Genomic DNA, 26,117 nt, shown 5'->3' on the forward strand with positions numbered 1-26,117 from the left:
TATTCCGTTCTTACCCCTCTGCCTTAGTAAGCTTGAGCTTCTTCTCGTACATGAAATAGACCACCAAATAAATGACAAAAAACAAACTTGAAACCAAATACATCGTTGCATAATTGCTCCAAGTAGCAACAAGGCCGAGCAGCATCGCTCCACTTCCGATTCCGATATCGAAGGCATTATAGAAGGTGGCTGTTGCCACACCTCTGCGCGCAGGCTCGACGCGATCAATAACCCACGCCTGCAAGCCTGGGAATATAGCGCCGAAGCCCGCACCATAGAACACCGCTGCCAGCAGAAGTATACCGGTCGATTGGGTCATATACAGAATGACACAACCGACGATACAGGACACAGCCGCCGGGAATAGCACCCAGAACCTGCCTCTCGTATCGAATATTTTACCGCTGATGAATCGAATAAGGAATTCGCTTAATGCGAGCACCAAGAAGAAAAACCCAATATTCTGAACACCTGTCTCTTTGCCGAACAGTGTAATGAAGCTAATGACACCGCCAAGCGACAAGCCCACGAGCAGGCCAAGCAGAGAAGGCATCAGTGCCTTCGGCTCTACGAACCTGAGCATGAGCGATGTGTGTTCAGCAGCAGCTTGCACCTTAACCCGCTCCGCCTTCGAATCCCCCTTCACGAAAGCTGTGAACACGATGGCAAGCAGCAGAATACAAGCTCCGACGATGAACAAAACAGAGAAGCCAAACTCCTCCATGAGCCATATCCCCAGAAAGGGACCTAACGATATCGCTACCGCATTGCCCGTTCCGAAGAACCCCATACCCTCGCCTCTACGCGTAGCAGGAATAATGTCAGAGGCTACTGTGCCGTATAGCGTCGTCGAGATGCCGAACCCTACTCCATGAACAATGCGGAGCATGAGCATCATCGTAATCGTAACCGCTGCATAATAGCTGGCTGTGCCGATTAAACAGATTGCAACGCCTACCAGCAATAGCAGCTTCTTGCCGAACTTATCAGAGGCCATCCCGACAAAAGGCCGAAGCAGAACAGCCGAGAACGTAAACAAACCAATAATCAGGCCGATTTGCGCGTCCGTTCCGCCCTTTTCCGCCGCGAACATCGGCAGCGTTGGCAGCAGCATCTCCAAGGATAGAAACAGAAATAAATTAGATAAAATCAGTAGAACAAAAGGTTTCGTCCAGAGTGTTTCTTTCACAGCATTATTTCCCTTCATTATTAAGCTATCGTTTAATCATTTTTTATCTATTATAGCTAATATACAATTTTAAAATGACGATTTATACTATAGATACTGTGAACGATCGAATTTGCAATTGCGGAAATGAGGTCTCATCTTATGCCATTACAGAACAAGCTTGAACAAGCTGGAGGCCATCTCTACACCTCTTTCCTTACGCAGCTCCTTCGCAATTATTTATTCGGCTCTACGGTTGCCGTTGTTGGCGTTGGAGGTGTTGTCGTATTCTCTACGTTATCCATACCGCCCGGCGAACGTATCGTAATGGGAGCCATTATGGGCATCTCCCTTATTATTATGATCATCTGCGAGCTGTTTGTTTTCTATAGACATTTGAGACCGATTCAAATCATCTTCAAACTTCCTCAGCCCACATCAGAGCAGTTGAAAACCGCCTATATGCAGACGCATAAATTCCCCTTGCTGTCGGTGATTCGCACCTTTGGTCCCCATTTTCTCGGACTGTTGCTTCCCGCTGTCGTTATGGCGTTCATCTTCATTAAGCTTGGCATGCTGAAGGTGCCTTATTTCTACATCACTATCGCTGCAGCCGTCGCTTTCATGATAGCCAGCATGCATGCGATGATCGAGTTTTTCCTCACGACGAAAGCCATCAGGCCAGTCATTACTCATATTCGCGCCAGACATGTCGAGTTATTCAAGCAGGATATAACGCTAAAAGGGCAAGTACTTGTATCTATTCGCACCAAATTCAGGCTCAGCGCCTTCCTCATTGGTACGCTGCCCCTGCTGCTTTTCGGATTAGCCTCACAAATCAGACTCGACAGCATACAGTTGGAAGGCAGCCTAGCTTACTGGCAATGGGCAGGCGTTATACTCGTTATCGGCATTATATACTCACTCTTAGGAGCGTCACTGCTCTCTCGCAACATCGAGGATCCTATATATACGATTCAAAAAGGGATGAGCAGCGTGGAAGCAGGAAACTTCGATGCGAGCGCAGCAGATGTCTATTCGGATGAATTCTCTAAGCTTATAGCCGGCTTCAACCATATGGTGAACGGTCTAAAGGAACGCGAGCAGCGCAATAATCAATTGCTCCAAAGCTATTTCATGACGCTTGCAGCCGCACTTGATGCACGCGATACATACACGGCGGGACATTCAACAAGAGTCGCGCGCTTCTCCGTTCAGATCGGGCGACTGGCTAACTGGCCCGAAAGCCAAATCGACATTTTACATAAAACGGCCCTACTCCATGACATAGGCAAAATTGGAGTACGCGACGCTGTACTGCTCAAAGAAGGTCGGCTTACCGACGAGGAGTTCGATCAAATCAAGCTCCATCCAATCCTTGGCGAAAATATATTGAAACAAATAGAGCCTGCCGATGCGATGGCTGATCTGCTGCCAGGAGTGCGTTCGCATCATGAGCGTTATGATGGCAAAGGTTATCCCGATGGATTGGTCGGCACGGATATTCCACTGTTTGGACGCGCTATTGCCATCGCCGATGCATTCGACGCGATGACCTCAGACCGTCCCTATCGAAAAGGAATGACCTATGAACGTGCCCTCTCCATTCTGGAGGAAGGCAAAGGGACGCAGTGGGACCCTCATCTCACACAACTGTTCGTGGATGCGTTGCGCGACATATAAGAAGACACGCCTTACGGCATCCATACTATAGACGCCATCGTTTCAGCGAAACGTATAGAGAAAGGATGAGCAAACTCATATTCTTTCCTATACGTGGACAAAGAGAAGAAGATACCTCCTAATAACAGACAAGAGCCATCCGGAGGAATATTCCTTCCGGATGGCTCTTGTCCCATTCTGAATCGGAACGATCTTATCGTTTGATCAACGAGAAATCATCATAATGGAAGCCTGGAGCAACTACACAAGAAACGAGTACCGGCTCATTGCCTAGTACGCGGGTCATCTGCCATTCGTTAGCAGGGACAAGCGCCTGCGGCTGGTGACCTGCTTGCACATCTGGCCCGACGATAATTTCTGTTCTTGTCTCCGGGTCCGCTTCAGTGCCGCCAAGGCTAAGCACGATGGGACTACCTGAATGCCATAGCCACAGCTCGTCCGAATAAACCTTATGCCAATCGGAGAACTCCTCAGGATGCAGCAGAAAATATATAGATGATGCCGCAAAACGTGGTCCTGAATAGGGAGCGCCGAGCACCTCCTGAGGTATTTCAAAGCTAGCCTTCCAAATCTCCTTATACCATCCGCCCTCTACATGCGGCTTCAAGCCAAGCTGCTCCACAAGCGGCGACAGCTGTTGCACCGATACTCCCATCCATTTCAACCTTCTTTCTCTCTATTGCGTGCATATCATTTATAAATACGTTATTCATTTTATAACGCGTAGGGTATATCGTCAATGAATGCACACCTATAACAGGAGTGCCTTCTGAGGGGGTTGACGTAGCCGCTAAGTACAAGCTGGCTTACAAAAAAATCTATACTTATCGAATGGGAAACATTCCATCGACATTAATTTGAGGAAGCGGCTTTGTAATTTCCGATTTATAAGTTATACTTATATTAATAAGACGTTGGGAGGTAAACAGATGAACAAAGATGTATATGAATTTGGACACATCAGCCGCAAGCGTATAATGAACTTGCTCATTATTGTTCCGCTGCTGCTAGCAGCGCTGTTTGCCTACCAAGCAGGCAATATGTTCGAGCAGACTGCAGGAGCGAGTCGCATAATTGCGGGAGCAAGATACGCAGCCTCTGTCAGCGTTGGCAAGAAGAATGGCACAACCAAAAGCTTTTTGCCCGAGAATCAATTGCTCGTCTCTTACCTGAGTGCGCTAATGCGCATATTTAGGCATTCTGTTTCCCGGTTTGAGCTCCGTACGACTATTCCGCAGCGATTGCGGGATTTGCTTATGAACCCCATCAAGTTCACTTCTCACTTTGTTGGTTAATGCTCTCATTTTGTTCGTATACTAATACAAATGAGGAGGCATACACAATGAACATCAGAGAATCCGATCTGCCCGGCATTGGGCGCAAATACCAAATTATGACGAGAAGCGGTGACAAGTTTGTCATTATCATTCACGATGATGGACGCCGCGAGATGTACCACTTTGATTACGAAGACCCGGATGACAGCATTTCTATGGTTAGCCTTGAAGACGAGGAAGCACGCCAGGTAGCTGCTATCGTTGGCGGAATGACCTATAAACCGAAAGCACTTGAAACCATCGAAGTCGCACTAGACGACTTGACGATTGAATGGTACAAAATTGAGCCAAATGCAGCATGCATTGGCAGAACGATTGGCGATGCCAACATTCGCCAAACAACTGGAGCGACTATTATCGCTGCTGTTGAGAAGGAAGCAAAGCATATTAATCCAGGCCCCGACTATGTCTTCAAAACGGATACCACACTTATTGTCGCAGGTGAACGCCAGCATCTAAAGCTTCTTAAGCTGATGCTGCAAAATGGGAGCCGTTAATTATGGATCACATGGTGCTGGAGATCGGTCTTGCCGTTATTCTTATTGCCTTAGTCGGGCTATTAGCTGCAAAAATTCGGTTTTCCGTCATCCCGTTTTACATTTTGATCGGCATGGCCGTAGGTCCGCATGCGCCACACGTAGGCATATTGGACTTTAGGTTTATTCATAGTGCGGAACTAATTGAATTCATGGGGCGGCTTGGTGTGCTGTTCCTCCTGTTCTATTTAGGTCTGGAGTTTTCTGTGGGTCGATTAATGAAATCGGGTCGCTCTATTGCGATAGGCGGAACTATTTATATTCTAATTAACTTCTCACTTGGCTTGTTATTCGGCTGGATCAATGATTTCCCTGTCGCGGAAACGATGGTCATTGCGGGTATTACAACGATATCCTCCAGCGCGATTGTGGCGAAGGTTCTTGTTGATTTGAAGCGGACGGCGAATCCGGAGACAGAGATGATCCTTGGAATCATCATGTTCGAGGATATTTTCCTAGCCGTCTACATTTCCGTATTGTCAGGACTTGTACTCAGTGATTCTTCATCGCTTGGAGGCGTGCTTCTGTCCGCTTCTTACGCACTCGGCTTTATGCTTCTCTTCTTGATTATTGGCCGAAAAGCAGCACCGCTGCTAAATAAGCTGCTCAACATACGCTCTAACGAGCTGTTCCTGCTTCTCGTATTCGGAATCCTGTTCCTCGTAGCAGGCTTCTCGGAAACGATTCATGTAGCAGAAGCGATCGGTGCTCTACTTGTCGGTCTAGTCCTTGCGGAGACGGTTCATATGAAAAGGATCGAGCATATGATTCTACCCTTCCGAGATTTCTTCGGAGCTTTGTTCTTTTTCAGCTTCGGCTTGACGATTGACCCATTTGCACTTGGCGGCGCAGTTTGGTTGTCACTTGGGGCAGTTGCCGTTACGTTGTTTGGTAACTTCTTAGCAGGTATGCTTGCAGGCAAAAGCTCCGGTCTATCGCCCAAAGCATCGGCCAATATCGGCCTGACCATCGTGTCACGCGGCGAATTCTCCATTATTATGGCGAACCTCGGCAAAGCAGGCGGCTTACTTGAGATGCTTCAGCCTTTCGCCGCATTATACGTGCTCATCCTAGCGATATTAGGACCCCTTCTTACGAAGGAATCCAAGCTCGTCTTCAAAGGCTTAAACAGCATCTTCCGATGGGAAAAAGCCAAGAAACCAAAAGAAAAGACACCTGCCAAAGAACCTTCGGGCGGCAGTTGATCCATGAACCATTGAAAGGTCTGATGAGGGTAACCTCATCAGACCTTTTTTTGTTAGAAACACTGACCGTAATGGTGTTTACCTCTAAATAAAGAGATAAAGCAACTTGCAGAGCAACGTATATGGCTTTATTCTGCTCTTATGTATAAGCTAGAAGAACAATGATAAGCCTGACAGCCGCTTGCTGAATCATCGTTATGCAGCAGAAAGCCATCTTACATATGAGAGGAAGCCTTTACCTATGACTGCATCTATTCTATATATCGAGGATGATCTCGAAATCGGACGTTTTGTTAATGAGCATCTGCAAGCGCAAGGCTACACGGTCAATTGGCAGAGAACCGGTGAAGGCGCGCTCACAGCAGCAGAAGGCTGCAGGCTTGTCATTCTCGATGTCATGCTGCCGGGGCTTGATGGCTTCACGATCGGACAACGGTTGAAAAAAGCAATGCCGGACGTTCTGATTCTGATGCTGTCGGCTCGCACGTCGATTGATGACAAGCTGCAGGGCTTGCAATTTGCTGACGATTATTTGACAAAGCCCTTTCACCCTGACGAGCTGACCGCTCGTATTGAAGTACTGCTTCGCCGCTCTGGCGCACGCTTAGCCGAGCCCCTCGCCATCAAGCATCTGCTCGTGTATGAGCAGCAGAACCGAATTGAAAACCGGGACAGCGGCGCAGAGATTATGCTGACCGGCAAGCAATTTCATATTTTCAGCTATTTGCTTCGCCATTTGGGGCAAATCCTAACGAAGGAGCAAATTTATGAGGCCATATGGGGTGAAGCATACATGGACGGGGATAAAACACTAATGGTCCATATCCGCTATCTAAGAGAGAAAATCGAGCGTGATCCGGCCTCGCCGAAAATTATCGAAACGGTGCGCGGCATCGGCTATCGGGTACGTCCATGAAGACGCCGAAGGAGCGCCTAAATAGGCTGCGGTTTCGCCAAACATTATTATCTCGCTATTTGCTCATTATTTTATTCGCTTTTTTGTTCATTCCGATCGTTCTCCCCATCGCCACATTCGCTTACGTCATCGTTCAAGAAAATGTTAAGCGTGCCGATGATAGCTACCTGAAATATGGCAGCAGCAGCGAGATCACCGCCATGTGGCATGAGCAGGCCGCACTGCTCGGGCAAGCGGATGCTGCAAGTGTTGATCGTAAACTTGAGGAGCTCAGACTTAAGTATACAGAGGCCTCCTTGTTCTGGGTCGATTCCTCGGGCACGACGATGCTCCAGCTTCCGCCGCAGGAGAGGCTCCCTATTCACTGGTCACCTGCTGACGCGGTGCAGTTCATGAAAAACAGCATCGACAGTGACCCGTTTACGATCGTTTCTTTTCTAGGGGCGGAGCATGAGGGGCCAGCCTTCATGGTTATGCAGATACCGCGCTCTATTATTCAACTGGATCGGCCAATTGGTTCCGGCACGCCTTTCTATGTCGCCATCCTGCTCATCATGATTGGCCTATTTTTCCTGCTTTCTTTGCTTTTCTTCCGCCAAATTCGAAAGCGTCTGATTGGATTGCAAGCAGCGATGAGTTTGCAAGGGAACCAAAGCCTGCCGCAGCCAATTGTGATAAGCAGGCATGATGAGATTGGCCAGTTGGAGACGGCCTTCAACCTTATGGTCGAGCAGCTAAGAGAAAGCAAGGAGCGTGAGCTCGCGGAGGAGAAGCTCCGCAAACAGCTGATTGCCAATCTGTCGCATGATTTGAGAACACCTCTGACTGTGATGAACAGCCAGCTTTATTCCTTGAGTAGGGAGCCCTTAAGCGTGAACGGGCAAACAGTGATTAAGCAGATGGAACTGAAGATCGGCAGTCTGGATAATCTCATTGAAAACCTGCTATCTTACACACTCATGACGAGCGGAAGGTATCCGATCAAGCTGGAGCAGCAGGATTTGCTTCGGATCGTACGGGAGAGTGCTGCTTCCTGGTACCCTTTGTGGGAGCAAGAGGGGATTGCTGCCGACATCGACCTGCCTGATGAAGCCATGCTGCTTGAAGTGGATAAAGCCGGCTTCCGCCGCGTGCTTGATAATGTATTCCAAAACGTTATAAGACATGCAAAGAGCGGCAGCTATATTGGAATCAAGGTTGAGACTTATGAAGGACGACTCGCACTTGTTATCCGTGATCACGGCAATGGCCTCGATGCTCATACATCAAGCAAGGGAGCTGGCCTTGGGCTTGCGATTGTGAACTATTTGCTGCATGAAATGAGGCTTGATTGGCATATGGCGAGCAGCTCGGACGGAATGACTATCTACATTTTTGAGCAATAAGGTCGCTGGCTCTTCTAGCTTTCAGCTTGACATTCAACAGACGGAGGTATTCAGCATGATTATTTATCCTTATTTAGAAGACGGAGCAACCATAAGCGTTACTGCGCCTTCATCCGGTCTGCAGGCTGAGCTTCACGAGCTAATGCACAGCGCCATAGCACGGATGCGCAGCAGAGGCTTTCAAATCAAACGGGGCATATGCCGAAGTTAACGCTCGCGGGGGAAAAGGTACGATCACGCAATATTTCCGACCATAAAATTTAAACTAATTTTAAACTTATGGAGCTCTTCGTTTAAACTTCAGCCGTTACAGTTACCTATGAGGTGATTAACGTGAAGGAATGGATAATCGAAACAAAAGGGCTCAGCAAGCGTTACAAAGGACGCTATGCGGTTTCAAATCTGAATTTGAAGATCGAAAAAGGAGACATATACGGCTTTCTCGGCCCGAACGGCGCTGGAAAAACGACAACGATCCGCATGCTTCTCGGCTTGATTAAGCCATCGAACGGGTCTGTGCATATTTTCGGCCAACCGTTAAATAAGGACAAACTCTCCATTCTAAGGCGGATTGGCTCACTAGTCGAATACCCTTCTTACTACGGTCATTTGAGTGCCACTGATAACCTTGAGGCTATTCGGCGTATTCTGGGTGCTCCCGTTGCCAGAATTGCTGAGGTTCTGGATATTGTCGGTTTGTCCAAAGAAGCGCGCCGCCCGGTCAAGGGATTCTCCCTAGGCATGAAGCAACGGCTCGGCATCGCAAGCGCGCTACTCGGCAATCCGGAGCTGCTGCTGCTCGATGAACCTACCAACGGACTTGATCCTTCGGGCATTTTAGAGATACGCGAGCTGATCAAACAAATGCCTAAGCAGCACGGCATTACTGTTCTCATATCCAGCCATTTGCTCAGCGAAGTTGAGCTGACAGCCGGCACGGTGGGGATTATACGACAGGGTGAGCTCGTCTTTCAAGACACGATTGCCCATCTGCACCAGCAGGCGCAAGGCAGCATGTCGCTTGTTGTCTCCGAGCCCGAGCAGGCGCTTGCTATACTGCGGTCGCACGGTGCCCAGGCTGCGCAAAGTGGTTCTGCCCTTCTGCTTGAGAACACGGGGGATCATACGATTGCCAGAATTGTCAAAAGTCTAGTGGAGCATAACCATGCGATCTACCGGGTAGAAGAGAAACGAAAATCGCTTGAGGAGCTTTTCCTCCAGATCGTCGGGGAGGGCAAGCTATCATGATGCACAAGGCGTTGTCAGCCGATTTTTTGAAAATACGAGGCAAAGGGCTGTGGCTTCTAATCTTTAGCGGCCCAGTTGGCTTAATTGCCATGCAGGCGCTCAACTATGGACTTCGTTACGATTATTTAATGCAAAAATATACCGGAAGACGATGGGAAGCGCTGCTGGCGGATATTCAAATGTTCGTGCCAATCTCGCTTTTTCTAGGAGTAACCCTTATTCCTTCTCTGCTATCTCATATCGAGCACAGCACGAACGCATGGAAGCAGCTGCTCGCGCTGCCGATTTCTAGAGGCACCGTATTCCGCTCCAAATTCGCGCTAAGCATTATTTTGCTGACGGCATCCTGTACGGTGCTGGCAGTGGGCATCGTTCTGCTTGGCTTCTCTTTGCGGTTCGAGCTTGGCGACATGCCGGTTGGACAAATACTTAAGCTTTGCTTCCTTCCTTTCTTCGCCTCGCTCCCTGCAATGGCTCTATTCTTATGGCTGTGCATCAACATGAAGAACCAAGCCATCCCAATTACGCTTGGCGTGCTGATTGCAATCAGCTCGGTGTTCACCGGCTTTATTCCGGGTACCTTGTCCAAAATATTGCCAGTCAACTGGCCGATGTTAAGCATCGCCGGACCAAAGCAGGAACTATTCGTCGGTACAGGTTTCCTGCTCAGTATGGCCATCTGCCTGCTCGGCACCTTTCATTTCATTCGAAAGGACGTGATCTAAGATGGCCACCTTCTTCCGACTAGTCGCAGCGGAACGCCTTAAGCTGTCTAAGTCTTATATATGGGTGCTCGCCTTGCTAAGTCCGCTGCTTTCGCTTGCTATCGGTATCCTGCTGTCGCCCGACTCAATCGGCGTATCCAGCGTGCAAGAGAAATATATGCTGCTCGCGTCTTCGATGGCATCCTTTCACGCTATGCTGTTTTTGCCGATTCTGACTGGCATTCTCTCTGCATTCGTCTGCCGATACGAGCATGTTGGCGGAGGCTGGAAACAGCTGCTGACGCTTCCGGTGTCTCGAAATCATCTTTACTTTGCCAAGTTCAGCATCGTGGCTGCAGTCCTTGCACTATCACAGCTTTTATTCCTCGCTGCCGTTTATGCTGCCGCTGCCTATCATGGATTTGCCAGCGATCTGCCTTGGTCCACACTGCTGACAGGTGTTGGCAGCGGCTGGCTGGCTTGCCTGCCACTCGCTGCATTGCAGCTGCTCGTTTCCGTAAGCTGGAGCAGCTTCGCCGCTCCGCTTGTTATCAACGTGATGCTTACCATTCCGAATATGCTCATCGTAAATTCCGAGCATATCGGGCCATTTTATCCATGGGCGCAGCCAATGCTGGCCATGCTTAGCTTCAGCGTGCAAGACTCCGGCGCGTTCGCACTGCCGCTTGAGAACATCCTTATTACCGTGCTGGGCAGCTTCGCCTTGTTTCTCGCTGCCGGTCTGCTCTATTTCAACCGTAAAGAGATTTAGCCTCACCACCTATCAGCGATTCAGCTAAGCGCGCGTCCGCACTAGAGCTGCGATTCGATGCAATCCACCAAACTCCTCATAATCCGCTGGCTTGTCCTGACCTTATTGTCAGGATGCCAGCGGGCACTGCTTTCCTCGTACAAAACATTCAAAATGCCTACCTCATTTTAGCTGATACGCACAAAACTGACTTTACACCCTCTCTCATTCATGTTAACTTTACTAACATGAAAAGAAAGGTGGCGGTAACCATGCTGCTTATTGAATTGCTTAAATCTCCTATTTTTGCTAAAGCCGAAATTATTGCAGGCCACGCTGGCCTATCTGTTAAGGATGTATCGTCTATTAATATTATGGATGCACCGGACATCGTAACCTTTCTCAAGCAAGGCGACCTGCTGCTTACAAACGGCTATATATTGAAAGACCGTCAAGAAAATATGATCGATTTCATCGTCGGGATGCACAGCAAAGGCTGCGCAGGTCTTGCCATTAAGACAAAGCGCTTCTCTATGAGCATTCCGCAGGAAGTGCTTGAGGAAGCCGACCGCCTCCAATTCCCAATCATTGAGCTCTCACTGGTGGAGACAACGCTCGGCGAGCTGTTCCAGCAATCTATCAGCCTCATGCTCGAGAACAAAACACATGAGCTCCACTACGCATTGACGATTCATAAGCAATTCTCCGACATGATTATGCAGGGCAACGGCTTGGAGCGAATCGTGGACAAGCTGGCCGACATTATGGGGGCGCCTGTTCTCTTGTTTAATGTGAAGCATCAGGTCACAGCGATGTCCGAGCATTTCACAAATGAGCCCCTTGCGAAGCTGCCTTCCCTCGCTGCCGATGCGATGACTGCGATGCCTACACGCACAACCGCGGTTTCCTTGTGTCTGCCCCATATATCCATGCCCACACATCGCCATATCGAGCTTTTCCCTATTCATACGTACCGCCATGACGGCTGCTTGCTTGTTTTCTCAGCTAGCTATCCATTGTCTAGTCTCACCTCGCTTGCTCTAGAGCAAGCCGCTCATGTTATTGGCCTTGAGATGACCAAGAAGCAGGCCGTCAAGGAGCGCTCCAGACGATACAAAAACGAGTTTTTCTCTGACTTAATTGAGGGCTACATCAGCACGGAGCAAGAGGTGCTTCATCGCGGCGGCAAGTATGGCCTTCATGCCGAAGCAACCTCCCTGCTCATTATCGCGAAGCCGGATTCCCTCTTGGAAGAGCGGCGAATGAGCGAGCCTTCCGCGGAGGAACGCTTGAACGCTGAGCGTGATGCCAGGTATGAGCTGCTGAAAGCGGAGTTTGCGAAGCTGGACGTTCCTTTTGTCATTTTTGCCAAAAATGATGTATTCGGCTTGCTTGTCCGGCAGCCTATGGAAGGCTGGAACGAATCTGCCTTCATCAAGCAGTTGGAACGATCGGCAGAGCGGCTCTACGCAAGCGATATGATCAGCTTCTCATTCGGAATCGGCAATCCGTTCACGAGCATGCTGGATATGGGCTTATCGTACAAAGAAGCACAGAAAGCGCTGCAGTCCGGCTACCAATTGAACAAGCGCCGCTTCGTGCAATCGTACCAGACACTAGATATTAGCCGCCTGTTGCGTATGCTCCCACACGAGGAGCTTAGACTATTTTACGATGAAGCATTCAAGGATTTGTTCAATAAAGAGGACAACGATCAGAATGAGCTCCTGCGGACGCTGCGTGCCTTCTACGATAACCATTGCCAGATTATCGACACAGCCAAAGCGCTGTTCGTTCATCGCAATACCGTGATCTACCGCTTGGATAAGTGTGAGAAACTGACGGGGCGCAAGCTGAAGGACCCGCTCGAGAGTTTCCGATTCCGGGTAGCGTTCGCGATTGAGCCCATGCTCAAGCCATCTGCCGTTCAAGAAAAACGTGAAACCATCTGATATCTTCCGAATCTTTAGTCAAAAGTGCTAAATCCATATTTCTTTTCTAGCGGATTCAACCAATGACAGCAGACAAAGAAATCATTATGATAGAAACATAAGATCGATGTAAGGAAACCTAACATTTAATTCATTCACATAGGGAGAAGGGAGTCGGTACCCATGAGCAGCGTTGCATATGAGATCACCACCGAGAAGCCTGCCATTCAAGTACAAGATATTACCAAAACATTCTTGAGTGCAGAGGGGGATGACATTCACGTACTAGCAGGGATAACAATGGATATTCCGCAGAAAGAGTTCGTCAGCATCGTCGGCCCGAGCGGCTGCGGAAAAAGTACGATATTCAACATTATCGCAGGCTTGCTTGAGCCTACAACTGGCAATGTACTGGTCGGCGGGGATGATATCGAACGCAAGACCGGCCATGTCGGATACATGATGCAGCGGGATCTGCTCTTGCCTTGGCGCTCTATTCTAGATAATGTTACGCTCGGCCTCGAGGTGAAGGGGCTGTCCAAGAAGGAACGCAACGAGCTTGCCATGACTTATCTCGCCAGATACGGACTTGATTCCTTCGCCAAGTCATACCCGTCTACGTTATCCGGCGGAATGCGGCAGCGGGTTGCTCTCATACGGACACTCGTTACTCAGCCTGACATCATCCTGCTCGATGAGCCGTTCTCGGCGCTGGACTATCAGACCCGGCTAGTGCTGGAGGATGAGATTTTATCCATTCTCAAAAACGAAGGCAAAACCGGCGTCCTCATCACCCATGATATCGAAGAAGCGATCTCGGTTTCCGACCGAATCTTCGTCATGAGCAAGCGACCTACTTATGTGAAGCAAACCTATGAGGTCGGGCTCGCAGCTGAGCATGGCTCCGCAATGAAGGCGCGTACGGACGCAAGGTTCAAGCAATATTTTGAAACGATCTGGTCGGAGCTGGATATTCAAATGGGGAGGTCAAGCTAATGGAGAATGCATCTCGCACGATAAAGCTTCAAGATTCGAAGACAAGCTCACCGAGCAAGCGGCGGCTCTTGAAGCCGCATAAAGCAGCCTCACTGAGGGAGTGGGCCGTTGCGATGGCATGGCGTATCGTGATCATCGCCGTCCTCATTGCCGCTTGGGAAACAGTCGTCAGAATGGAGCTCGTCAACGCATTCCTGCTTGGCTCTCCCTCCGCCATTCTTGATTCGGCAATCGCTATGCTGCAATCCGGCCAACTGCTGACTGACGCGCTGGCAACGGTGAACGCTACCGTCATCGGCTTCGTAGTTGGGAGTCTGCTGGGCTCCATGATCGGACTGCTGCTCTGGTTCTCCAGCAAGCTGTCGCGAGTTATCGACCCGTTTGTCGTCGCCTTGAACGGTGTACCCAAAATCGCGCTTGCGCCGATGATTATCATTTGGTTCGGTTCGGGCATTTTTTCCAAAATCGCACTAGCTTCGGTCGCGACCTTTATCGTCGCCCTGCTATCGGCGTATCAAGCAACGCATCAAATCGATCAATCACAGATTCATCTCATGAAATCATTCGGTGCCAAGCGATTGCAAATGTTCACAAAAATTATCGTGCCATCATCGCTCCCATGGATCATTTCGGCTTTCCGCATAAATATCGGGCTTGCACTGGTATCGGTCGTAGGCGGCGAATTCATCTCCTCCAACAAAGGACTTGGGCATATGATCTTCGTCGAAGGCAACTTGTTCAACCTTCCGGCCGTTTGGGTCGGCGTATTCACACTCATGCTCGTCGCAACCTGCCTCTACACCTGTGTCAGCTTCATTGAAAAACGAATGCTGCCTTGGAATGAAAATACACAGCAATCCAACAAATCAGCCGGCGTCTAGACTGCTGGCAGCTCAAATCCAAACCTAAAGGAGACTCATTATGATGAAGAAAACAGCAGCGAAGCTACTTGGACTTATACTTACCAGCACCCTATTCCTCAGCGCATGCGGCAATCAAGCGAATACACCTGAGACAACAGCAGTACCGGCTGCAGAAACCAAGAAGGATGTCATCATGGTTTCAGAGGTTTTTCATAACTTGCTCTATCTACCGCTATATGTAGCGAAAGAGAAAGGCTTCCTGGAGCAAAATCGAATCGAGCTCTCCGCCATTAATGCAGCCGGCAGCGGCCCAACCGCGTTAGCATCCGTTATATCTGGCGAGTCGACCTTCTCATTCCACGGCCCTGAGCATGTAGCCTTCGCCAAAGCAAAGGGCGGCGATGCTCGCTCGCTCAGCATCTTATCAGGCAGCGCTCCAGTCTGGGCTGTCGCCAAAACGGGTTCATCCATCTCTTCACCGGAAGACTTCAAAGGCAAAACAATCGTAACCGGCTTAGCACCAACCAGCTCGAACAGCCTTCTGCGCAAACTGTTCGCGGATCATAATATCGATCTTGAGAAGGATGTCACCATCACTGAGGTTCAGAACGGCTCTGAGCTTGGGACGCTGCTCGCAGGCAAAGCAGATATCGCTGTCGTCTATGAGCCGCAGCTCGACCAAGGCTTATTGCAAGGACTGGAAATCGTATATGACTTCACGAAGGATTACCCTGACTTTGCCTTTGCAACCTTGAATACCTCATCCAAAGTAATCAAAGAAAATCCAGATCTCGTGAAACGAATGGTAAGCTCCCTTGAGCTTGCGCTGGATTATATCCACTCCGATCCCGAAGGTACGAAGGAAGTAGCCAAAAAAGAATTTCCTAACCTCGATGCCGCGATTGTGGAAAATGCCGTTCAACGCATGATTGACAGCAAGGTGTATCCGGAAGACGGAACACTGACGGAGACAGCTTTCCAAACCGCTATCGACATGCAGAAGTTTATCGGCAACCTTAAGACCGATGTGAAATACGAAGACATGGTGGATACAAGTTTCATGCCATAAACGAAAGGAGTCTATGAACGATGGATGCAAAGCAGCAAGAGGAATATACCGCTTTTATCACGCAGGAAAAACGGAAATATAGCTGCGGTCATGTAACGGACGAGGAAAGAACCAGCTTTGAGCAGGAGCGGCTGCTGCTGCGCTCGTTCCATATCCCGAGTGACATCGGACCAATCTCAGCCGCCCGAGGAGTGCTTTCATGATGATATCGACACAGCTGCATCAGCTGACACTAGCAGAGGCCGGCCATCTGATCCGAACCAAAAGCGTGTCTCCCGTTGAACTAACACAAGCGTATATTGATCGAATTCACGCGACCAATGACCGTGTACAGGCTTGGGCAACATTAACCGCTGATGCTGCGCTTGCGTCAGCTGCGGAAGCCGAACGGCAAATCTCTAGCGGACAATACAAAGGACTACTGCACGGCATCCCTTATGGTGCGAAGGATATTATCAGTACCGCGGGCATCCGAACTGCGGCAGGCTCGCTTGTAAACAGCGATTATATACCTGAAGCGAATGCCGCCGTCATTGAACGGCTGGAGTCGGGCGGTGCGATTCTACTTGGCAAAACAACCACCACCGAATATGCGTATCAAGGCGGCGAAGCCCCAACTCGTAATCCGTGGAATCTAGCCCACACGCCAGGCGGCTCCAGCTCTGGCTCCGCTGCTGCTGTAGCAGCAGGAATGGCAGCCTTCACCTTAGGCACACAAACCTTCGGCTCTCTCATTAGGCCGGCAGCTTATAACGGACTCACTTGCATGAAACCAACCTTCGGCCGCATTAGTCGCTACGGCGTGTTCTACGCCAGTTGGTCGCTCGACCATATTGGTGCCTTTACTCGAACGGTTGAGGATACAGCAATTGCGCTTGAAGGACTTGCGGGGCAAGACAGCCGTGACCCCGCTTCGATTCAAGGAAGCTCACCACCATTCACCGAGGCGCTGAACAGAGATATTAGAGGTATGATTATCGGTATTCCAGATTCATTCTTTATTGCGGAGGACCCTGCCATCTCAGCAGCTGTCGAAGCGGCAATTGAGGTGCTGCGCAGCCTTGGCGTTCGTATCAAAAAGGTGAAGCTGCCCGCCTGCATCGAAGAGGCTGTAGCGGCACATCGCATGACCATGCGGGCTGAAGGCGCAGCCTTCCACATGGAGATGTATAAGACGAGAGCCGAATATTACGGACCCGCCATGCGGGAGCAGCTTGAGCTTGGATATGAGCTAAGTGCCGTTGACTATTTACATGCACAGCGGGTACGCACCCTATTCCGCAACGAAATGATGCACCTATTCGACGAAGTAGATGTTCTGCTGACTCCCTCGACGCCGACGCTCGCATTACCAGGCTACAAGACGGGAAGCCCGATGTTCAACGGCCCCTTAACTAATACAGGGCTTCCGGCGATGACCATTCCTATTGGCTTAGAAGCATCGCGGCAGCTTCCAATCGGTATGCAGCTAGCCGGCCCCTTAATGGGCGAGGATCGGCTGCTAGCGATCGGGCATCAATTCCAGCAAGCGACCAAGTGGCATCAATTAACCGCCACATTAGAAGAAAAGGCAAATTAACAGATTAGGCAGCTCACTTAGATGCAGAGCTGCCTAGCTGAACAGAAAGTAGGGAATAACGATGACAACGATTATAACATCCGAGCTGGCGCCTAAGTTCCCCCTCCCCTTCTCACATGCCGTACGAGCAGGAGATTTCGTATATGTAGCAGGGCAGGTCGGTGTAGATCCGCAGACACTAGAGCCAATTGGCGGGATTCGTGAGCAAACAGCACAGTGCATTCGCAATATCGAGGTGATTCTGAAGGAGGCAGGCTTGTCGCTTGAGCATATCGTCAAAGTGACGACGCATCTTAGCCGCACAGAGGATCAAGCTGCTTATAACGAGGTGTACGCAGAGCTGATTACAGCTCCTTATCCAGCACGGATCACCGTATTCAGCGGACTTGGGCCGTATCTTATCGAAATCGAAGTTATGGCTTACGCACCTTCCAAGCGTGGAGAATAGTTGAACGGAATTGAGGAGAAAGCCTAGATAAAGGTAGGTTCAACCTCCAAAGAGAGAGCCTAAATGGGAGATAGGCCGAACCTCCACTTGTAACGGGCATGAGCGCAGCTTAGAGGCTGATAAACGAAAAGTTGGTTGGCTAATGGACAAAATGAATGCTTACAACCCTCTATCTGCTCATTTTATCGGCTAACCTTCTTCTAAGTAGCTATGATGTCCGTTAAAAGTACAAAATGCTCACTTTTACCGTCTAACCCTCCATTATGTCCGTTAGGGAACCTGTCCTTCCGACTAGCCAAACGAGCCAGCCTTTCACATATAAAGCTTGTACACCAGTCACAGAAATAACTCCTGCCAATGACAAGCTAATCTTAGATTTCAGACTAAGATCTCTTTATTAGCGGGAGCCATTCCTTCGATATCGGGATAGCTATATAAGTTCAACTCCTGTTTTTGGACTGGAATCCGCCGTGTGAATAGTTCTTCCGATCGCTGTTGTTTCTTTCTTTGAACTTATATAGCAAGCTTACTAAGCTTTCACTTCCCGCTCAAAAATAATTTCATAGTTGGCAGGCTTACCGTGACCGTTATAATGCGTCGGCAGCACCTGCACCAACCTCCAGCCCTCTGCCGCATGCTGGTCTATGGTATCCCGATGCGTGGCAGACGAGAAAAACCCGCCCAAATTCGTTTCTACGTACTTATATTCGTAGCTCACACTATTCACTCCCTCTCCGAAATGTAATCCTTCCGTTACGTATACTCCCTGCCGCTTCACTTCCTTGAGTGGTCTATTCCACTCTCAGCATTTCCTTACCACTTCCCTATATAAAAGATAAAAGTACTATAAAAGATAGAACTACTGCCCTCCCGAAGGCGTGCGTTATGATGGAAGAGCAAAAACCGTCAACACAGAATAGGGAGGACTGATCGTTGTGAAGCAAAAGCTGTTTTATATCTTAGTTGCTGTAACGAGCTACTTGGCAGGGGTGCTTGCCTATCTAAGTTGTCTAGGCAGTGTTTACAATGAATGGCTCGGCAACGATGCCAGCATGCTAGTTCACTGGACACTCCCCTCTTATCTCTTTCTAATTCTGCCCTTCTACACGATAACTTTCCGTTGGCGGAAGCCCGCCATCCTACTTCGCATCACTATGCTTGTTGGACTAAGCATGACAGCCTCTGTTTCTGTATGTTTCATGTCTGGCTTCGGCATATGGCGGATCAGAGATCTGTTCATACCTGAAGTTATGTTGTTCATGCTGTTATTCGCAAGCTCAGCTGCCGTTTTCACGATAGGTTCTCTGATCACGATCCGGAATAAAGAGTATTACCCCTTCATCCTTGCATCCACAATCATCTTCTTCATCCTCTATCGGATCATATTCTAACGGCAGAAATATGGTCCGCAGCAGCACTCATGGGTCTTCACATACGTCCACGCGAAGTGTTGATCCACAACGCAACCATTTTGCTCGTCTTCGAGCAATGATGCCGCTTCACTCTTTTATGTTATGACGATCATAGGGAGGGCTATCCCCTTCGCTGCTATAAAAAGTCATCGAATCACGCTCTACTTGATAAGAAAAATGCCGTGAGTTTATGATCTTCCCTTTCCTCCACGTTTCACTAAATGTAACGATGTAGCGGTTTTCATCCAGCGGGCCCGCACTGGTTTCCCTTACTACCCGGTAGCTGTCAATGGTTCCATGCCAGATTCCGATATGATCAGGAAAAACTTGAATGTCCGTCCCTCCCCCTTGAACAACAAATGCCACCGCCTCTTCCATTGTAAAAGACGGATCTGACGGAGCCTTTTCATAGAGCGCTGCCCAAGCTACCGCGTACAGTACCACAGGAAGCAACAGAATAAAAGCGACTCTCTTCTGTTTCAGCATCCTTGCTTCCAGCCACCAATCCAGCACTCCATATGCTAATGCGATAAGCATACCAATTAATAAGAATATCCAGCTTTTGATGACCACGCCCAATCCCATCCCCCAAAAAGCGTGTAGCCCTATTCCGAGCCAGACCTGCCTCGAAAACCATTTACAGCGAGCCCATTCGATTGCTAAAGATACCGCATTACCGTATATGAAAATAATAGCGCCTATATACATGTTGTAAAAATAGATATTATAGAAAATATCGTTCCAAACAAGATGCGAAGCTATCGAGTAGTCGCTCCGTGGCAAATCAGACAACGAAAAAAGAATAGAAGTCGAAGTCGTTACCACAAAGGTCGTCAGTAGTTTTCTTATCATTAAATCTGTCATGTCGCTTCCCACATTATCCCGCTCCATCCTTAGCCATTAATGGCTATGCATCCATCATAACGATGGCAGCGATTGAACAACAGTTCTAACTTTCATAGAACCTAATGCTTAGGCTCGCTGCGCTGCTTCTTTTGAGCCATTCGAATGAAGGAGCACAGATAAAGAAGGAGCACCACTCCAAACAGGCTCCAGATACTCGGAAATGCTGCAAGAGCCAAATAAATACCAAAAGGAAGTGACCATATAAGAGTAATCAACATAGGGAGCCTCCGCCATACGATAGCAGACACAAGCGCAAGATATGCCGGCAAAATCAGCATTAGCACGATCATAATATACGTCCCCGCATCCGGCTGCAATTAAGAATAAGGATTCTCGAGTAAAAACAGACTACCCATAACGATGCTGCCCACTGACGCACCTACACCTACCCATTCCACTTTCATGCGATTGCCCCTCTCTTCTATCGATCTGATATGCATATCCAAACATAAAAATTGTGCCAAAACTACAAATATGAATGCTAAATCGCACAAATTCTGTCATGTTTACTGCAGTAAGTTAAATGGAAGGGAATCGTATCGCTTAAAGATCTCCGTAGAACGGGTCTTCTTATCCTTCAGCCAAACGTAGCGATATGTAATGTGGTGATATTCGCAATGGTCGATTACCTTTATTTTCGCAAAATCCAGTGTTGTATTGCCATTCACAAGCACATGCACTATATGAATCCCGCCCAGCTTGTAATCAAGGATTGAGATAGAATACCTTTATACCTGCACCCATTCCGCCTCGCATTTCATTATGCATATAATTGTATTGATCATCGTTAATTTCATACTTATGATCACCCTCGGCTTCACTTGTAAGTACGAAAAAGGAGCAGCCGCAGCTGCTCCTCTCTCGAAATATAAGAATTTATACGTTTGTTCGCTTATAAAGGGCTTATATTTGACCGTCAAAGCGACTTCAGCGTCTTAAAGGAAGCCAAAGTCGTTTTTGCTTGTTCGTACTTATTTGTGTCCAGCCAGCCAATTGGCTAGTACAGCGATTTCTTCGTCCTTCAGCTGTCCTTTATAAGCAGGCATTCCGTTTCCGCCGTTGCTTATTTGAGCGGAGATCTGATCTACGGACAATTCTGCTCCGACATTCTGCAAGTTCGGGCCTACACCGCCGGCTAAGTCTACTGCATGGCAGCTCACACAGTTTTTCCCGTACAACGACTCCGCTTCAGCCGTGTTCACTGTAGTACTGCCATTGTTCTCTGCAGGCGTTTCGTCTTTTGCTCCATTATTCGTTTTATTACCGCCGCAAGCAGAAAGACTAATTAGCAGTATCAAAGCGATAAGGGTTAGAAAACTTTTGCTTCTATAGCTCATTATTTTTCCTCCTAGTATAGGGAGATTTATCATTAAGTTCCCCTAAATCCTGTGGCGTATGCAGAACAACCCAAACATTTTCATAAAAGGAAAGACCACGCATAACAGCAGGGCAAGTGGTTATCATAAAGAAATGTCATGGCAGATAAGAAAAAAAGGTTGTGCTGCGAGGTGATTCAGTGGATTTGCAAGGAGATCTGATTAACCATTTGACGGAGCTGCGAAAGCGGATAATTATCGTAATCGCTTGTTTTTTCGTTGCAATGAGCGGTGGTCTGTACGTTGCACCAACAATTCTACGTTACATTAAGTCTGGCTTGACAGCCAAATCCGTGGAATGGAATGTTTTCTCGTTCACGGACGGCCTGTTCATCTACTTGCGCTGCGCGTTCCTATTCGCGATTCTGTTCACGCTGCCTGTGCTGCTCTACCATACTTGGGCGTTCGTACGACCTGGATTGACGGAGACGGAAGCCAAAGGCACGCTCGCTTACGTACCCGTATCGTTTCTGCTGTTTCTAATCGGCGTATCATTCAGCTACTTTCTCGTGTTTCCGATGATGCTCGAATTCATGATTGAAATGAATCACAACGTAGGCGCTGTGGAGACGTATGGCATTGATCGCTACTTCTCCTTTCTATTCAGTGTCGTATTTCCGCTTGGCATCGCCTTCGAAATGCCGCTCGTGATCCTATTTCTAACTAAAATCGGGTTGCTTACACCGGAGCGGCTGAACGGTTCGCGCAAATACGCCTATGTCGGCCTGGCAGTCGTCGGAGCATCCATATCTCCGCCGGACTTTGTTTCCCACCTATCGGTAACTGTGCCGCTGCTTCTCCTTTTTGAGATCAGTGTACTTGTGACGAGGAGGTTTGCGAGGCGCGTTGCCACTGCCCCATCCCCTACTTGAATCTAAAAGGAGAAATTCAAATGTTAAACAATATTGGCGTTTCTGGGCTTGTCATTATTCTGCTGATCGCGCTTATCGTATTCGGGCCGGCTAAACTCCCGCTTCTCGGCCGGGCATTCGGCGACACACTGCGCGAATTCCGCAGCTCAACGCGCGGAATCGTAGACGATGAGCAAAGCCCGCCGCCTTCCGACAAGAAGGATGACCTACAGAAGCTGCTGTAAGCCATCCCCCATCAAGCCAAGAAGGCCGTTCCCTAAGCAATGGGAACGGCCTTCTTTCGTTTTGGAACAAAATGTGGCTCCACTCAAACCAGTAATCCGCCTTTTTCCCGATACTTAATAATCCCTTCAGCCGCTCGATAGGCCAGCGCACCAACTGTGTTCGTCGGATTGTAGCCTGCGTTCTGAGGGAATGAGCTCGCACCGACGACGAACACATTATCCGCATCCCACATTTGGCTATATGTATTAACCGCCGAGGTGTCTGGTTTCGTTCCCATAATGACGCCGCCTGTATTGTGTGTAGACTGATACGTCATAATCTCATACGGGCCCAGTTCCTTCAAATAGTCCACCTTATCCGCGCCCATCTCCTTCACAATCTTCGAGCATCGCTCAGATAGAAACTTCGCCAGCTCACGATCCTGATCCTCGAAGTCGAATGTGATGCGCAGCAGCGGATCGCCATAAACATCCTTATAGGTCGAATCCAAATCAAGAAAATGATGTTTAAACGACATGGAAGAGCCCTGTGCTCCTACTCCTATCGTTCGATTACTGTAATGCACTGACTTCGCCTTGAATTCCGAACCCCAGGCTGCTGTTCCGGATGGAATTGGATTGTTCTGTATCGGACGCGAGCCGGACTGGCCGATTGCAATTACGCCGCCATGAATGAAGTTCAGCTCAGAGTGATCAAAGTTGTCGCCATTAAAATCATCGATTGAAACTCCCAGCGCACCCGCACCTGCGAAGTTATTGAATTGCTTGTTATCGAAGAAACCGATGGCGCTGCCCTTCGCAACCTGGTACGCATAATTACGCCCAATAACACCCGTTCCCGAGACGGAATCGTAAGGCTTGCCCAGCTCAGACATTAACAGCAGCCGGACATTGTTGAACACATAGCTCGTTACGACGACGATATCTGCAGGCTGGATAATCTCTTCACCTGTCGTTACATCCGTATACATGACGCCGGTCGCTTTGCCGCCTTTATGTAAAATTCGCCTTACGTTGGAATGGGTCCTGATTTCGAACTTGCCTGTCTTATTGGCCACCGGAATAACCGTTACGACCGGATCAGCCTTAGCTCCGTATTCACAGCCAAAGCGTTCGCAATATCCGCAATACTGACAAGCGGCACGGGTAACGCCGTCGGGATTCGTATAATTCTCGGATAAGTTAGCGGAAGGCATCATATATGGGTTCAGCTTCAAACGCCCGGCTGCTTCGACAAACATTTGCATCGCAGGCGTTTTCTTCATAGGAGGGGTCGGGAAGGGACTGCTGCGTTTCCCGCCAAGCGGATTTACCTCCCCCGAAATGCCTGCCAACTTCTCGAACTTATCATAATACGGCTCGATTTCATCATACGTAATGCCCCAGTCCTGAATCGTCATCTCAGCCGGAATTTTGTTTTTGCCGTACTTCTCAATCGTCTTGCTGCGAATCTCGAAATCGTATGGCAGGAAGCGGTAGGTCTGTCCGTTCCAGTGAACACCCGCTCCGCCTAGCCCGTCGCCAATGAGAAAGGAGCCGTATTGCCGCATCGGAAGTGCACGGATTCTCTCTTTGCTGCGGAAGGTAATCGTCTCTTTCGACAAATCCTGCATTATTTCATAGCGCAAGCCATAACGAAGCTCATCATGCACCATGAAATAATCTTCGGTTTTGCGTTCCTTGCCTCTCTCAAGCCCTACGACATTTAAGCCCTTTTTCGTAAGCTCCGCGGCAACAATACCTCCCGCCCAGCCTACCCCTACGATGACAACATCCGTTTTCGGCAATGTTTTGGCCATAATATCCTCCCGATTCGCTAATGAGAAATCAAATGATCTTGCAGGCTGCTCGGCTCGAATTTCGTAAATTCTTTGTCAATAATTGTGAGATAGCTCATCTGGTTACCTGGATAATTGCGCATCCTCCAGCCGTTCATATCCATATTGCCCCCATATAGCGGATCGCTGTAGGCTCCCTCCAAGGTACTGCTCCGCAACAGCTTGAAGAAGCCGCTCGCAGAAATCGTCGTCAGCTTCACCTCGTCCGACTCGAAGCCTTTAAGCAATTCATCCTGCTGCTCGCCTGTTACTTCCACGAAGCTTTTCTCGAATTTCGTTATGCTGTAATTGTCCAGCTCGCGCAGCCCGATCTCGAAGATTTCCCTACGTTTGAGCCGGCCTTGATAGCCCTGCTCCTTCTCGCCCGTGAAGAAAGGAGGCGTCATGTAGTCTCTGCCGTTGAAGCCCCATTCACCAGCCAACTGATGATCGATAAAAAAGGCTACACCAAGCAGTTTCGCGCCAGGACCGCTTTCATCCTCAGGAAATATTCGCTCCGTGGCGCTTTCAACGATCCGAAATTGGTCTTGAGTCAAAAACATGAGCGCCCGATTATAGTTTTTCGGCGCCGTCGCCTGCTCCTCGTCCGTCTTTCCCGGTACCGTACCGGCAGTCGGCTTTCTTTTGATGAGGGAACCAAGCGCCCCTCCCACAACGATACCGCCTAGCGCATAACCGGTATTGACTAGAAACTTCCGCCGCGAATTGCCATCTACCGTACCTTTGCTTGGTTCTTTCCGTGTATCACTCCGATCCAATACTTGCGCCTCCTTAAGAAGATCATTTTTCTCTTTTATTATTTTCCAATAATCCATGAATATTCATGAGCTGGAAATGGTCATCCTAACTGCAAATAACGACTTATGGAGGATGATTCTTCGATGACCGCTCTCAGCAAATGGCATTTCCTGACCATCGCCGCCGCAGTTGCCGCTTCCCTTTCCGGCTGTGCCAGCGAACAACCGAACACCGCTCACCCCAATGCATTGTCGCAACAAGAAGCCCGCATGCTCCATGACTCTTCTATTATTCCGAGCGAGAGCGGACCAAAGCTGCATTCAACGAACGAGCATGGCAAAACGACAAACGGAATGGGCACGTCTGTATACAGCATGATCGGCAGTTCAAGTCTGCATGCGACTGGCTTCTCTGCTCATCTAGAGTCTCGGCTCAGTGGGATAGGTATCCCGGACGTGCGAGTCTTCGTCTTCGACGACACAGTCGTGCTCGCTACGGAGAAACTAACAGCCTCCGGGTCCAAATATGATGACGTTCAGCAGAAGGTGCTTAACCAGACTGAAGGACTGTCAGGCAAAGGTTACTCGCCAGATGACGGGCTCGGCGGTATGAGCGGAACAGACATAGGAAACTACGATAATCTATCTTTGGCTGCGAGTCATATCAAAACTTTCATGGGCGGAGATGTTAAGGTATTGACGGTGACGGGTGCGAGAGCAGTGAAAGCAATTGAGAAGATTCGGGGAGATGCTCTTGCCGAGAATATGTCTCCGGACAAGCTGGCCAGCGACATGCGCGAGCTGCTTAGGCTGGTGAAAGCGGATCGAAGCAACGCCAGGAAGTAGACGGTTTCTATGATGAAATAATAAACAAAACGGCTGCCGGAATGATATCCGCAGCCGTTTTGTTTATGGTGAATGCAGCTCGAAGGA

At 49.0% G+C, this 26,117-nt stretch carries 30 protein-coding genes; 21 read left to right on the forward strand and 9 right to left on the reverse strand.

Translation table 11 applies throughout. The features are described 5' to 3' along the window. Positions 1 to 10: 10 nt before the first annotated feature. Complete coding sequence (locus FGT79_RS21590; protein WP_171056365.1) at positions 11 to 1,189, reverse strand: MFS transporter; 1,179 nt, start codon at positions 1,187 to 1,189, stop codon at positions 11 to 13. Between the two features lie 141 nt (positions 1,190 to 1,330). Here FGT79_RS21590 and FGT79_RS21595 point away from each other — a divergent pair, with 141 nt between their 5' ends. Continuing rightward, positions 1,331 to 2,851 (forward strand): HD-GYP domain-containing protein, encoded by a 1,521-nt coding sequence (locus FGT79_RS21595; protein WP_138754919.1) that lies wholly within the window; start codon positions 1,331 to 1,333, stop codon positions 2,849 to 2,851. A 193-nt stretch (positions 2,852 to 3,044) separates the two neighbouring features. Here FGT79_RS21595 and FGT79_RS21600 read toward each other — a convergent pair whose 3' ends face one another. Continuing rightward, positions 3,045 to 3,506: a cupin domain-containing protein gene (locus FGT79_RS21600; RefSeq protein WP_138754920.1), complete on the reverse strand. Its 462-nt coding sequence runs from the start codon at positions 3,504 to 3,506 to the stop codon at positions 3,045 to 3,047. A gap of 274 nt (positions 3,507 to 3,780) precedes the next feature. Between FGT79_RS21600 and FGT79_RS21605 the strand changes: the two genes are divergently transcribed. From FGT79_RS21605 to FGT79_RS21675, 16 genes are all read left to right on the forward strand, one after another. Further along, positions 3,781 to 4,146 (forward strand): hypothetical protein, encoded by a 366-nt coding sequence (locus tag FGT79_RS21605; protein WP_138754921.1) that lies wholly within the window; start codon positions 3,781 to 3,783, stop codon positions 4,144 to 4,146. 47 nt (positions 4,147 to 4,193) lie between these two features. After that, on the forward strand, positions 4,194 to 4,685 hold the full coding sequence (locus FGT79_RS21610) for a cation:proton antiporter regulatory subunit (RefSeq protein WP_138754922.1): 492 nt from the start codon (positions 4,194 to 4,196) through the stop codon (positions 4,683 to 4,685). A 2-nt stretch (positions 4,686 to 4,687) separates the two neighbouring features. Continuing rightward, a complete protein-coding gene (locus tag FGT79_RS21615) occupies positions 4,688 to 5,929 on the forward strand; it encodes a cation:proton antiporter (protein ID WP_138754923.1) in 1,242 nt (413 codons plus the stop codon). A gap of 241 nt (positions 5,930 to 6,170) precedes the next feature. Further along, the gene (locus tag FGT79_RS21620) at positions 6,171 to 6,845 is read left to right on the forward strand and encodes a response regulator transcription factor (RefSeq protein ID WP_138754924.1); all 675 of its coding nucleotides are present in this window, start codon (positions 6,171 to 6,173) and stop codon (positions 6,843 to 6,845) included. Further along, the gene (locus tag FGT79_RS21625; RefSeq protein WP_138754925.1) at positions 6,842 to 8,230 is read left to right on the forward strand and encodes a sensor histidine kinase; all 1,389 of its coding nucleotides are present in this window, start codon (positions 6,842 to 6,844) and stop codon (positions 8,228 to 8,230) included. Before FGT79_RS21620 ends, FGT79_RS21625 begins: the two co-directional genes overlap by 4 nt. Positions 8,231 to 8,285: 55 nt before the next feature. After that, entirely contained in the window at positions 8,286 to 8,441 is a 156-nt protein-coding gene (locus FGT79_RS31305; protein ID WP_171056366.1) for a hypothetical protein, read from the forward strand. A 122-nt stretch (positions 8,442 to 8,563) separates the two neighbouring features. Beyond that, positions 8,564 to 9,478 carry an ATP-binding cassette domain-containing protein gene (locus FGT79_RS21630; protein ID WP_138754926.1) on the forward strand — a complete coding sequence of 305 codons (915 nt, stop codon included), beginning with the start codon at positions 8,564 to 8,566 and terminating at the stop codon, positions 9,476 to 9,478. After that, complete coding sequence (locus tag FGT79_RS21635) at positions 9,475 to 10,203, forward strand: ABC transporter permease (RefSeq protein WP_246096544.1); 729 nt, start codon at positions 9,475 to 9,477, stop codon at positions 10,201 to 10,203. The genes FGT79_RS21630 and FGT79_RS21635 overlap by 4 nt, the downstream gene beginning before the upstream one ends. 1 nt (position 10,204) lies before the next feature. Next, positions 10,205 to 10,954, forward strand: coding sequence for an ABC transporter permease (locus FGT79_RS21640; protein WP_138754927.1), 750 nt, complete (start codon positions 10,205 to 10,207; stop codon positions 10,952 to 10,954). A 251-nt stretch (positions 10,955 to 11,205) separates the two neighbouring features. Next, a complete protein-coding gene (locus FGT79_RS21645; RefSeq protein ID WP_171056367.1) occupies positions 11,206 to 12,885 on the forward strand; it encodes a PucR family transcriptional regulator in 1,680 nt (559 codons plus the stop codon). A 162-nt stretch (positions 12,886 to 13,047) separates the two neighbouring features. Next, the gene (locus FGT79_RS21650; RefSeq protein WP_138754929.1) at positions 13,048 to 13,860 is read left to right on the forward strand and encodes an ABC transporter ATP-binding protein; all 813 of its coding nucleotides are present in this window, start codon (positions 13,048 to 13,050) and stop codon (positions 13,858 to 13,860) included. Further along, positions 13,860 to 14,741, forward strand: coding sequence for an ABC transporter permease (locus FGT79_RS21655; RefSeq protein ID WP_138754930.1), 882 nt, complete (start codon positions 13,860 to 13,862; stop codon positions 14,739 to 14,741). The genes FGT79_RS21650 and FGT79_RS21655 overlap by 1 nt, the downstream gene beginning before the upstream one ends. Positions 14,742 to 14,781: 40 nt before the next feature. Next, a complete protein-coding gene (locus FGT79_RS21660; RefSeq protein WP_138754931.1) occupies positions 14,782 to 15,792 on the forward strand; it encodes an ABC transporter substrate-binding protein in 1,011 nt (336 codons plus the stop codon). Between the two features lie 20 nt (positions 15,793 to 15,812). Continuing rightward, entirely contained in the window at positions 15,813 to 15,995 is a 183-nt protein-coding gene (locus tag FGT79_RS21665; RefSeq protein ID WP_138754932.1) for a hypothetical protein, read from the forward strand. Continuing rightward, positions 15,992 to 17,371, forward strand: a complete 1,380-nt coding sequence (locus FGT79_RS21670; RefSeq protein ID WP_246096545.1) for an amidase — start codon at positions 15,992 to 15,994, stop codon at positions 17,369 to 17,371. Before FGT79_RS21665 ends, FGT79_RS21670 begins: the two co-directional genes overlap by 4 nt. 61 nt (positions 17,372 to 17,432) lie before the next feature. Further along, a complete protein-coding gene (locus FGT79_RS21675; protein ID WP_138754933.1) occupies positions 17,433 to 17,819 on the forward strand; it encodes a RidA family protein in 387 nt (128 codons plus the stop codon). A 529-nt stretch (positions 17,820 to 18,348) separates the two neighbouring features. Here FGT79_RS21675 and FGT79_RS21680 read toward each other — a convergent pair. Further along, complete coding sequence (locus FGT79_RS21680) at positions 18,349 to 18,537, reverse strand: DUF4177 domain-containing protein (RefSeq protein ID WP_138754934.1); 189 nt, start codon at positions 18,535 to 18,537, stop codon at positions 18,349 to 18,351. A gap of 217 nt (positions 18,538 to 18,754) precedes the next feature. Between FGT79_RS21680 and FGT79_RS21685 the strand changes: the two genes are divergently transcribed. Further along, positions 18,755 to 19,210, forward strand: coding sequence for a hypothetical protein (locus FGT79_RS21685; protein ID WP_138754935.1), 456 nt, complete (start codon positions 18,755 to 18,757; stop codon positions 19,208 to 19,210). On the opposite strand, the gene FGT79_RS32625 is transcribed toward FGT79_RS21685, so the two are convergent. The 4 genes from FGT79_RS32625 to FGT79_RS21705 form a co-directional block, all read right to left on the reverse strand. Beyond that, on the reverse strand, positions 19,207 to 19,308 hold the full coding sequence (locus tag FGT79_RS32625) for a DUF4275 family protein (RefSeq protein WP_138754936.1): 102 nt from the start codon (positions 19,306 to 19,308) through the stop codon (positions 19,207 to 19,209). The two genes, FGT79_RS21685 and FGT79_RS32625, sit on opposite strands and share 4 nt — an antisense overlap. Before the next feature lie 10 nt (positions 19,309 to 19,318). Then, positions 19,319 to 20,095: a hypothetical protein gene (locus FGT79_RS21695; RefSeq protein WP_138754937.1), complete on the reverse strand. Its 777-nt coding sequence runs from the start codon at positions 20,093 to 20,095 to the stop codon at positions 19,319 to 19,321. Between the two features lie 101 nt (positions 20,096 to 20,196). Beyond that, complete coding sequence (locus FGT79_RS21700) at positions 20,197 to 20,427, reverse strand: hypothetical protein (protein WP_138754938.1); 231 nt, start codon at positions 20,425 to 20,427, stop codon at positions 20,197 to 20,199. A gap of 681 nt (positions 20,428 to 21,108) precedes the next feature. Continuing rightward, entirely contained in the window at positions 21,109 to 21,474 is a 366-nt protein-coding gene (locus tag FGT79_RS21705; protein WP_138754939.1) for a c-type cytochrome, read from the reverse strand. 179 nt (positions 21,475 to 21,653) lie between these two features. On the opposite strand from FGT79_RS21705, the gene tatC reads away from it, so the two are divergent. Both tatC and FGT79_RS21715 read left to right on the forward strand, forming a co-directional pair. Further along, complete coding sequence (gene tatC, locus FGT79_RS21710) at positions 21,654 to 22,385, forward strand: twin-arginine translocase subunit TatC (RefSeq protein WP_138754940.1); 732 nt, start codon at positions 21,654 to 21,656, stop codon at positions 22,383 to 22,385. 20 nt (positions 22,386 to 22,405) lie between these two features. After that, a complete protein-coding gene (locus tag FGT79_RS21715) occupies positions 22,406 to 22,609 on the forward strand; it encodes a twin-arginine translocase TatA/TatE family subunit (protein WP_138754941.1) in 204 nt (67 codons plus the stop codon). A gap of 83 nt (positions 22,610 to 22,692) precedes the next feature. Here the strand turns inward: FGT79_RS21715 and FGT79_RS21720 are convergent, their stop codons facing one another. Both FGT79_RS21720 and FGT79_RS21725 read right to left on the reverse strand, forming a co-directional pair. Next, entirely contained in the window at positions 22,693 to 24,408 is a 1,716-nt protein-coding gene (locus FGT79_RS21720; RefSeq protein ID WP_138754942.1) for a GMC family oxidoreductase, read from the reverse strand. A 17-nt stretch (positions 24,409 to 24,425) separates the two neighbouring features. Next, positions 24,426 to 25,205: a gluconate 2-dehydrogenase subunit 3 family protein gene (locus FGT79_RS21725; protein ID WP_246096546.1), complete on the reverse strand. Its 780-nt coding sequence runs from the start codon at positions 25,203 to 25,205 to the stop codon at positions 24,426 to 24,428. Positions 25,206 to 25,328: 123 nt separating this feature from the next. Between FGT79_RS21725 and FGT79_RS21730 the strand changes: the two genes are divergently transcribed. Beyond that, complete coding sequence (locus FGT79_RS21730) at positions 25,329 to 26,030, forward strand: hypothetical protein (RefSeq protein WP_138754944.1); 702 nt, start codon at positions 25,329 to 25,331, stop codon at positions 26,028 to 26,030. Positions 26,031 to 26,117 lie beyond the last annotated feature (87 nt).

The organism is Paenibacillus sinopodophylli, from assembly GCF_005930355.1.
GTDB classification, from domain to species: Bacteria; Bacillota; Bacilli; order Paenibacillales; family Paenibacillaceae; genus Pristimantibacillus; species Pristimantibacillus sinopodophylli.

Bases quoted from the DNA above. Each gene is read 5' to 3' on its own strand.
- FGT79_RS21640 (WP_138754927.1), top strand. From the start codon at position 10,205: ATGGCCACCTTCTTCCGACTAGTCGCAGCGGAACGCCTTAAGCTGTCT.
- FGT79_RS21660 (WP_138754931.1), top strand. From the start codon at position 14,782: ATGATGAAGAAAACAGCAGCGAAGCTACTTGGACTTATACTTACCAGC.
- FGT79_RS21720 (WP_138754942.1), bottom strand. From the start codon at position 24,408: ATGGCCAAAACATTGCCGAAAACGGATGTTGTCATCGTAGGGGTAGGC.
- FGT79_RS21705 (WP_138754939.1), bottom strand. From the start codon at position 21,474: ATGAGCTATAGAAGCAAAAGTTTTCTAACCCTTATCGCTTTGATACTG.
- FGT79_RS21615 (WP_138754923.1), top strand. From the start codon at position 4,688: ATGGATCACATGGTGCTGGAGATCGGTCTTGCCGTTATTCTTATTGCC.
- FGT79_RS21605 (WP_138754921.1), top strand. From the start codon at position 3,781: ATGAACAAAGATGTATATGAATTTGGACACATCAGCCGCAAGCGTATA.
- FGT79_RS21665 (WP_138754932.1), top strand. From the start codon at position 15,813: ATGGATGCAAAGCAGCAAGAGGAATATACCGCTTTTATCACGCAGGAA.
- FGT79_RS21655 (WP_138754930.1), top strand. From the start codon at position 13,860: ATGGAGAATGCATCTCGCACGATAAAGCTTCAAGATTCGAAGACAAGC.
- FGT79_RS21645 (WP_171056367.1), top strand. From the start codon at position 11,206: ATGCTGCTTATTGAATTGCTTAAATCTCCTATTTTTGCTAAAGCCGAA.
- FGT79_RS21600 (WP_138754920.1), bottom strand. From the start codon at position 3,506: ATGGGAGTATCGGTGCAACAGCTGTCGCCGCTTGTGGAGCAGCTTGGC.
- FGT79_RS21650 (WP_138754929.1), top strand. From the start codon at position 13,048: ATGAGCAGCGTTGCATATGAGATCACCACCGAGAAGCCTGCCATTCAA.
- FGT79_RS21730 (WP_138754944.1), top strand. From the start codon at position 25,329: ATGACCGCTCTCAGCAAATGGCATTTCCTGACCATCGCCGCCGCAGTT.
- FGT79_RS21715 (WP_138754941.1), top strand. From the start codon at position 22,406: ATGTTAAACAATATTGGCGTTTCTGGGCTTGTCATTATTCTGCTGATC.
- FGT79_RS31305 (WP_171056366.1), top strand. From the start codon at position 8,286: ATGATTATTTATCCTTATTTAGAAGACGGAGCAACCATAAGCGTTACT.
- FGT79_RS21595 (WP_138754919.1), top strand. From the start codon at position 1,331: ATGCCATTACAGAACAAGCTTGAACAAGCTGGAGGCCATCTCTACACC.
- FGT79_RS21700 (WP_138754938.1), bottom strand. From the start codon at position 20,427: ATGATCGTGCTAATGCTGATTTTGCCGGCATATCTTGCGCTTGTGTCT.
- FGT79_RS21670 (WP_246096545.1), top strand. From the start codon at position 15,992: ATGATGATATCGACACAGCTGCATCAGCTGACACTAGCAGAGGCCGGC.
- FGT79_RS21635 (WP_246096544.1), top strand. From the start codon at position 9,475: ATGATGCACAAGGCGTTGTCAGCCGATTTTTTGAAAATACGAGGCAAA.
- FGT79_RS21675 (WP_138754933.1), top strand. From the start codon at position 17,433: ATGACAACGATTATAACATCCGAGCTGGCGCCTAAGTTCCCCCTCCCC.
- FGT79_RS21695 (WP_138754937.1), bottom strand. From the start codon at position 20,095: ATGACAGATTTAATGATAAGAAAACTACTGACGACCTTTGTGGTAACG.
- FGT79_RS21620 (WP_138754924.1), top strand. From the start codon at position 6,171: ATGACTGCATCTATTCTATATATCGAGGATGATCTCGAAATCGGACGT.
- FGT79_RS21625 (WP_138754925.1), top strand. From the start codon at position 6,842: ATGAAGACGCCGAAGGAGCGCCTAAATAGGCTGCGGTTTCGCCAAACA.
- FGT79_RS21610 (WP_138754922.1), top strand. From the start codon at position 4,194: ATGAACATCAGAGAATCCGATCTGCCCGGCATTGGGCGCAAATACCAA.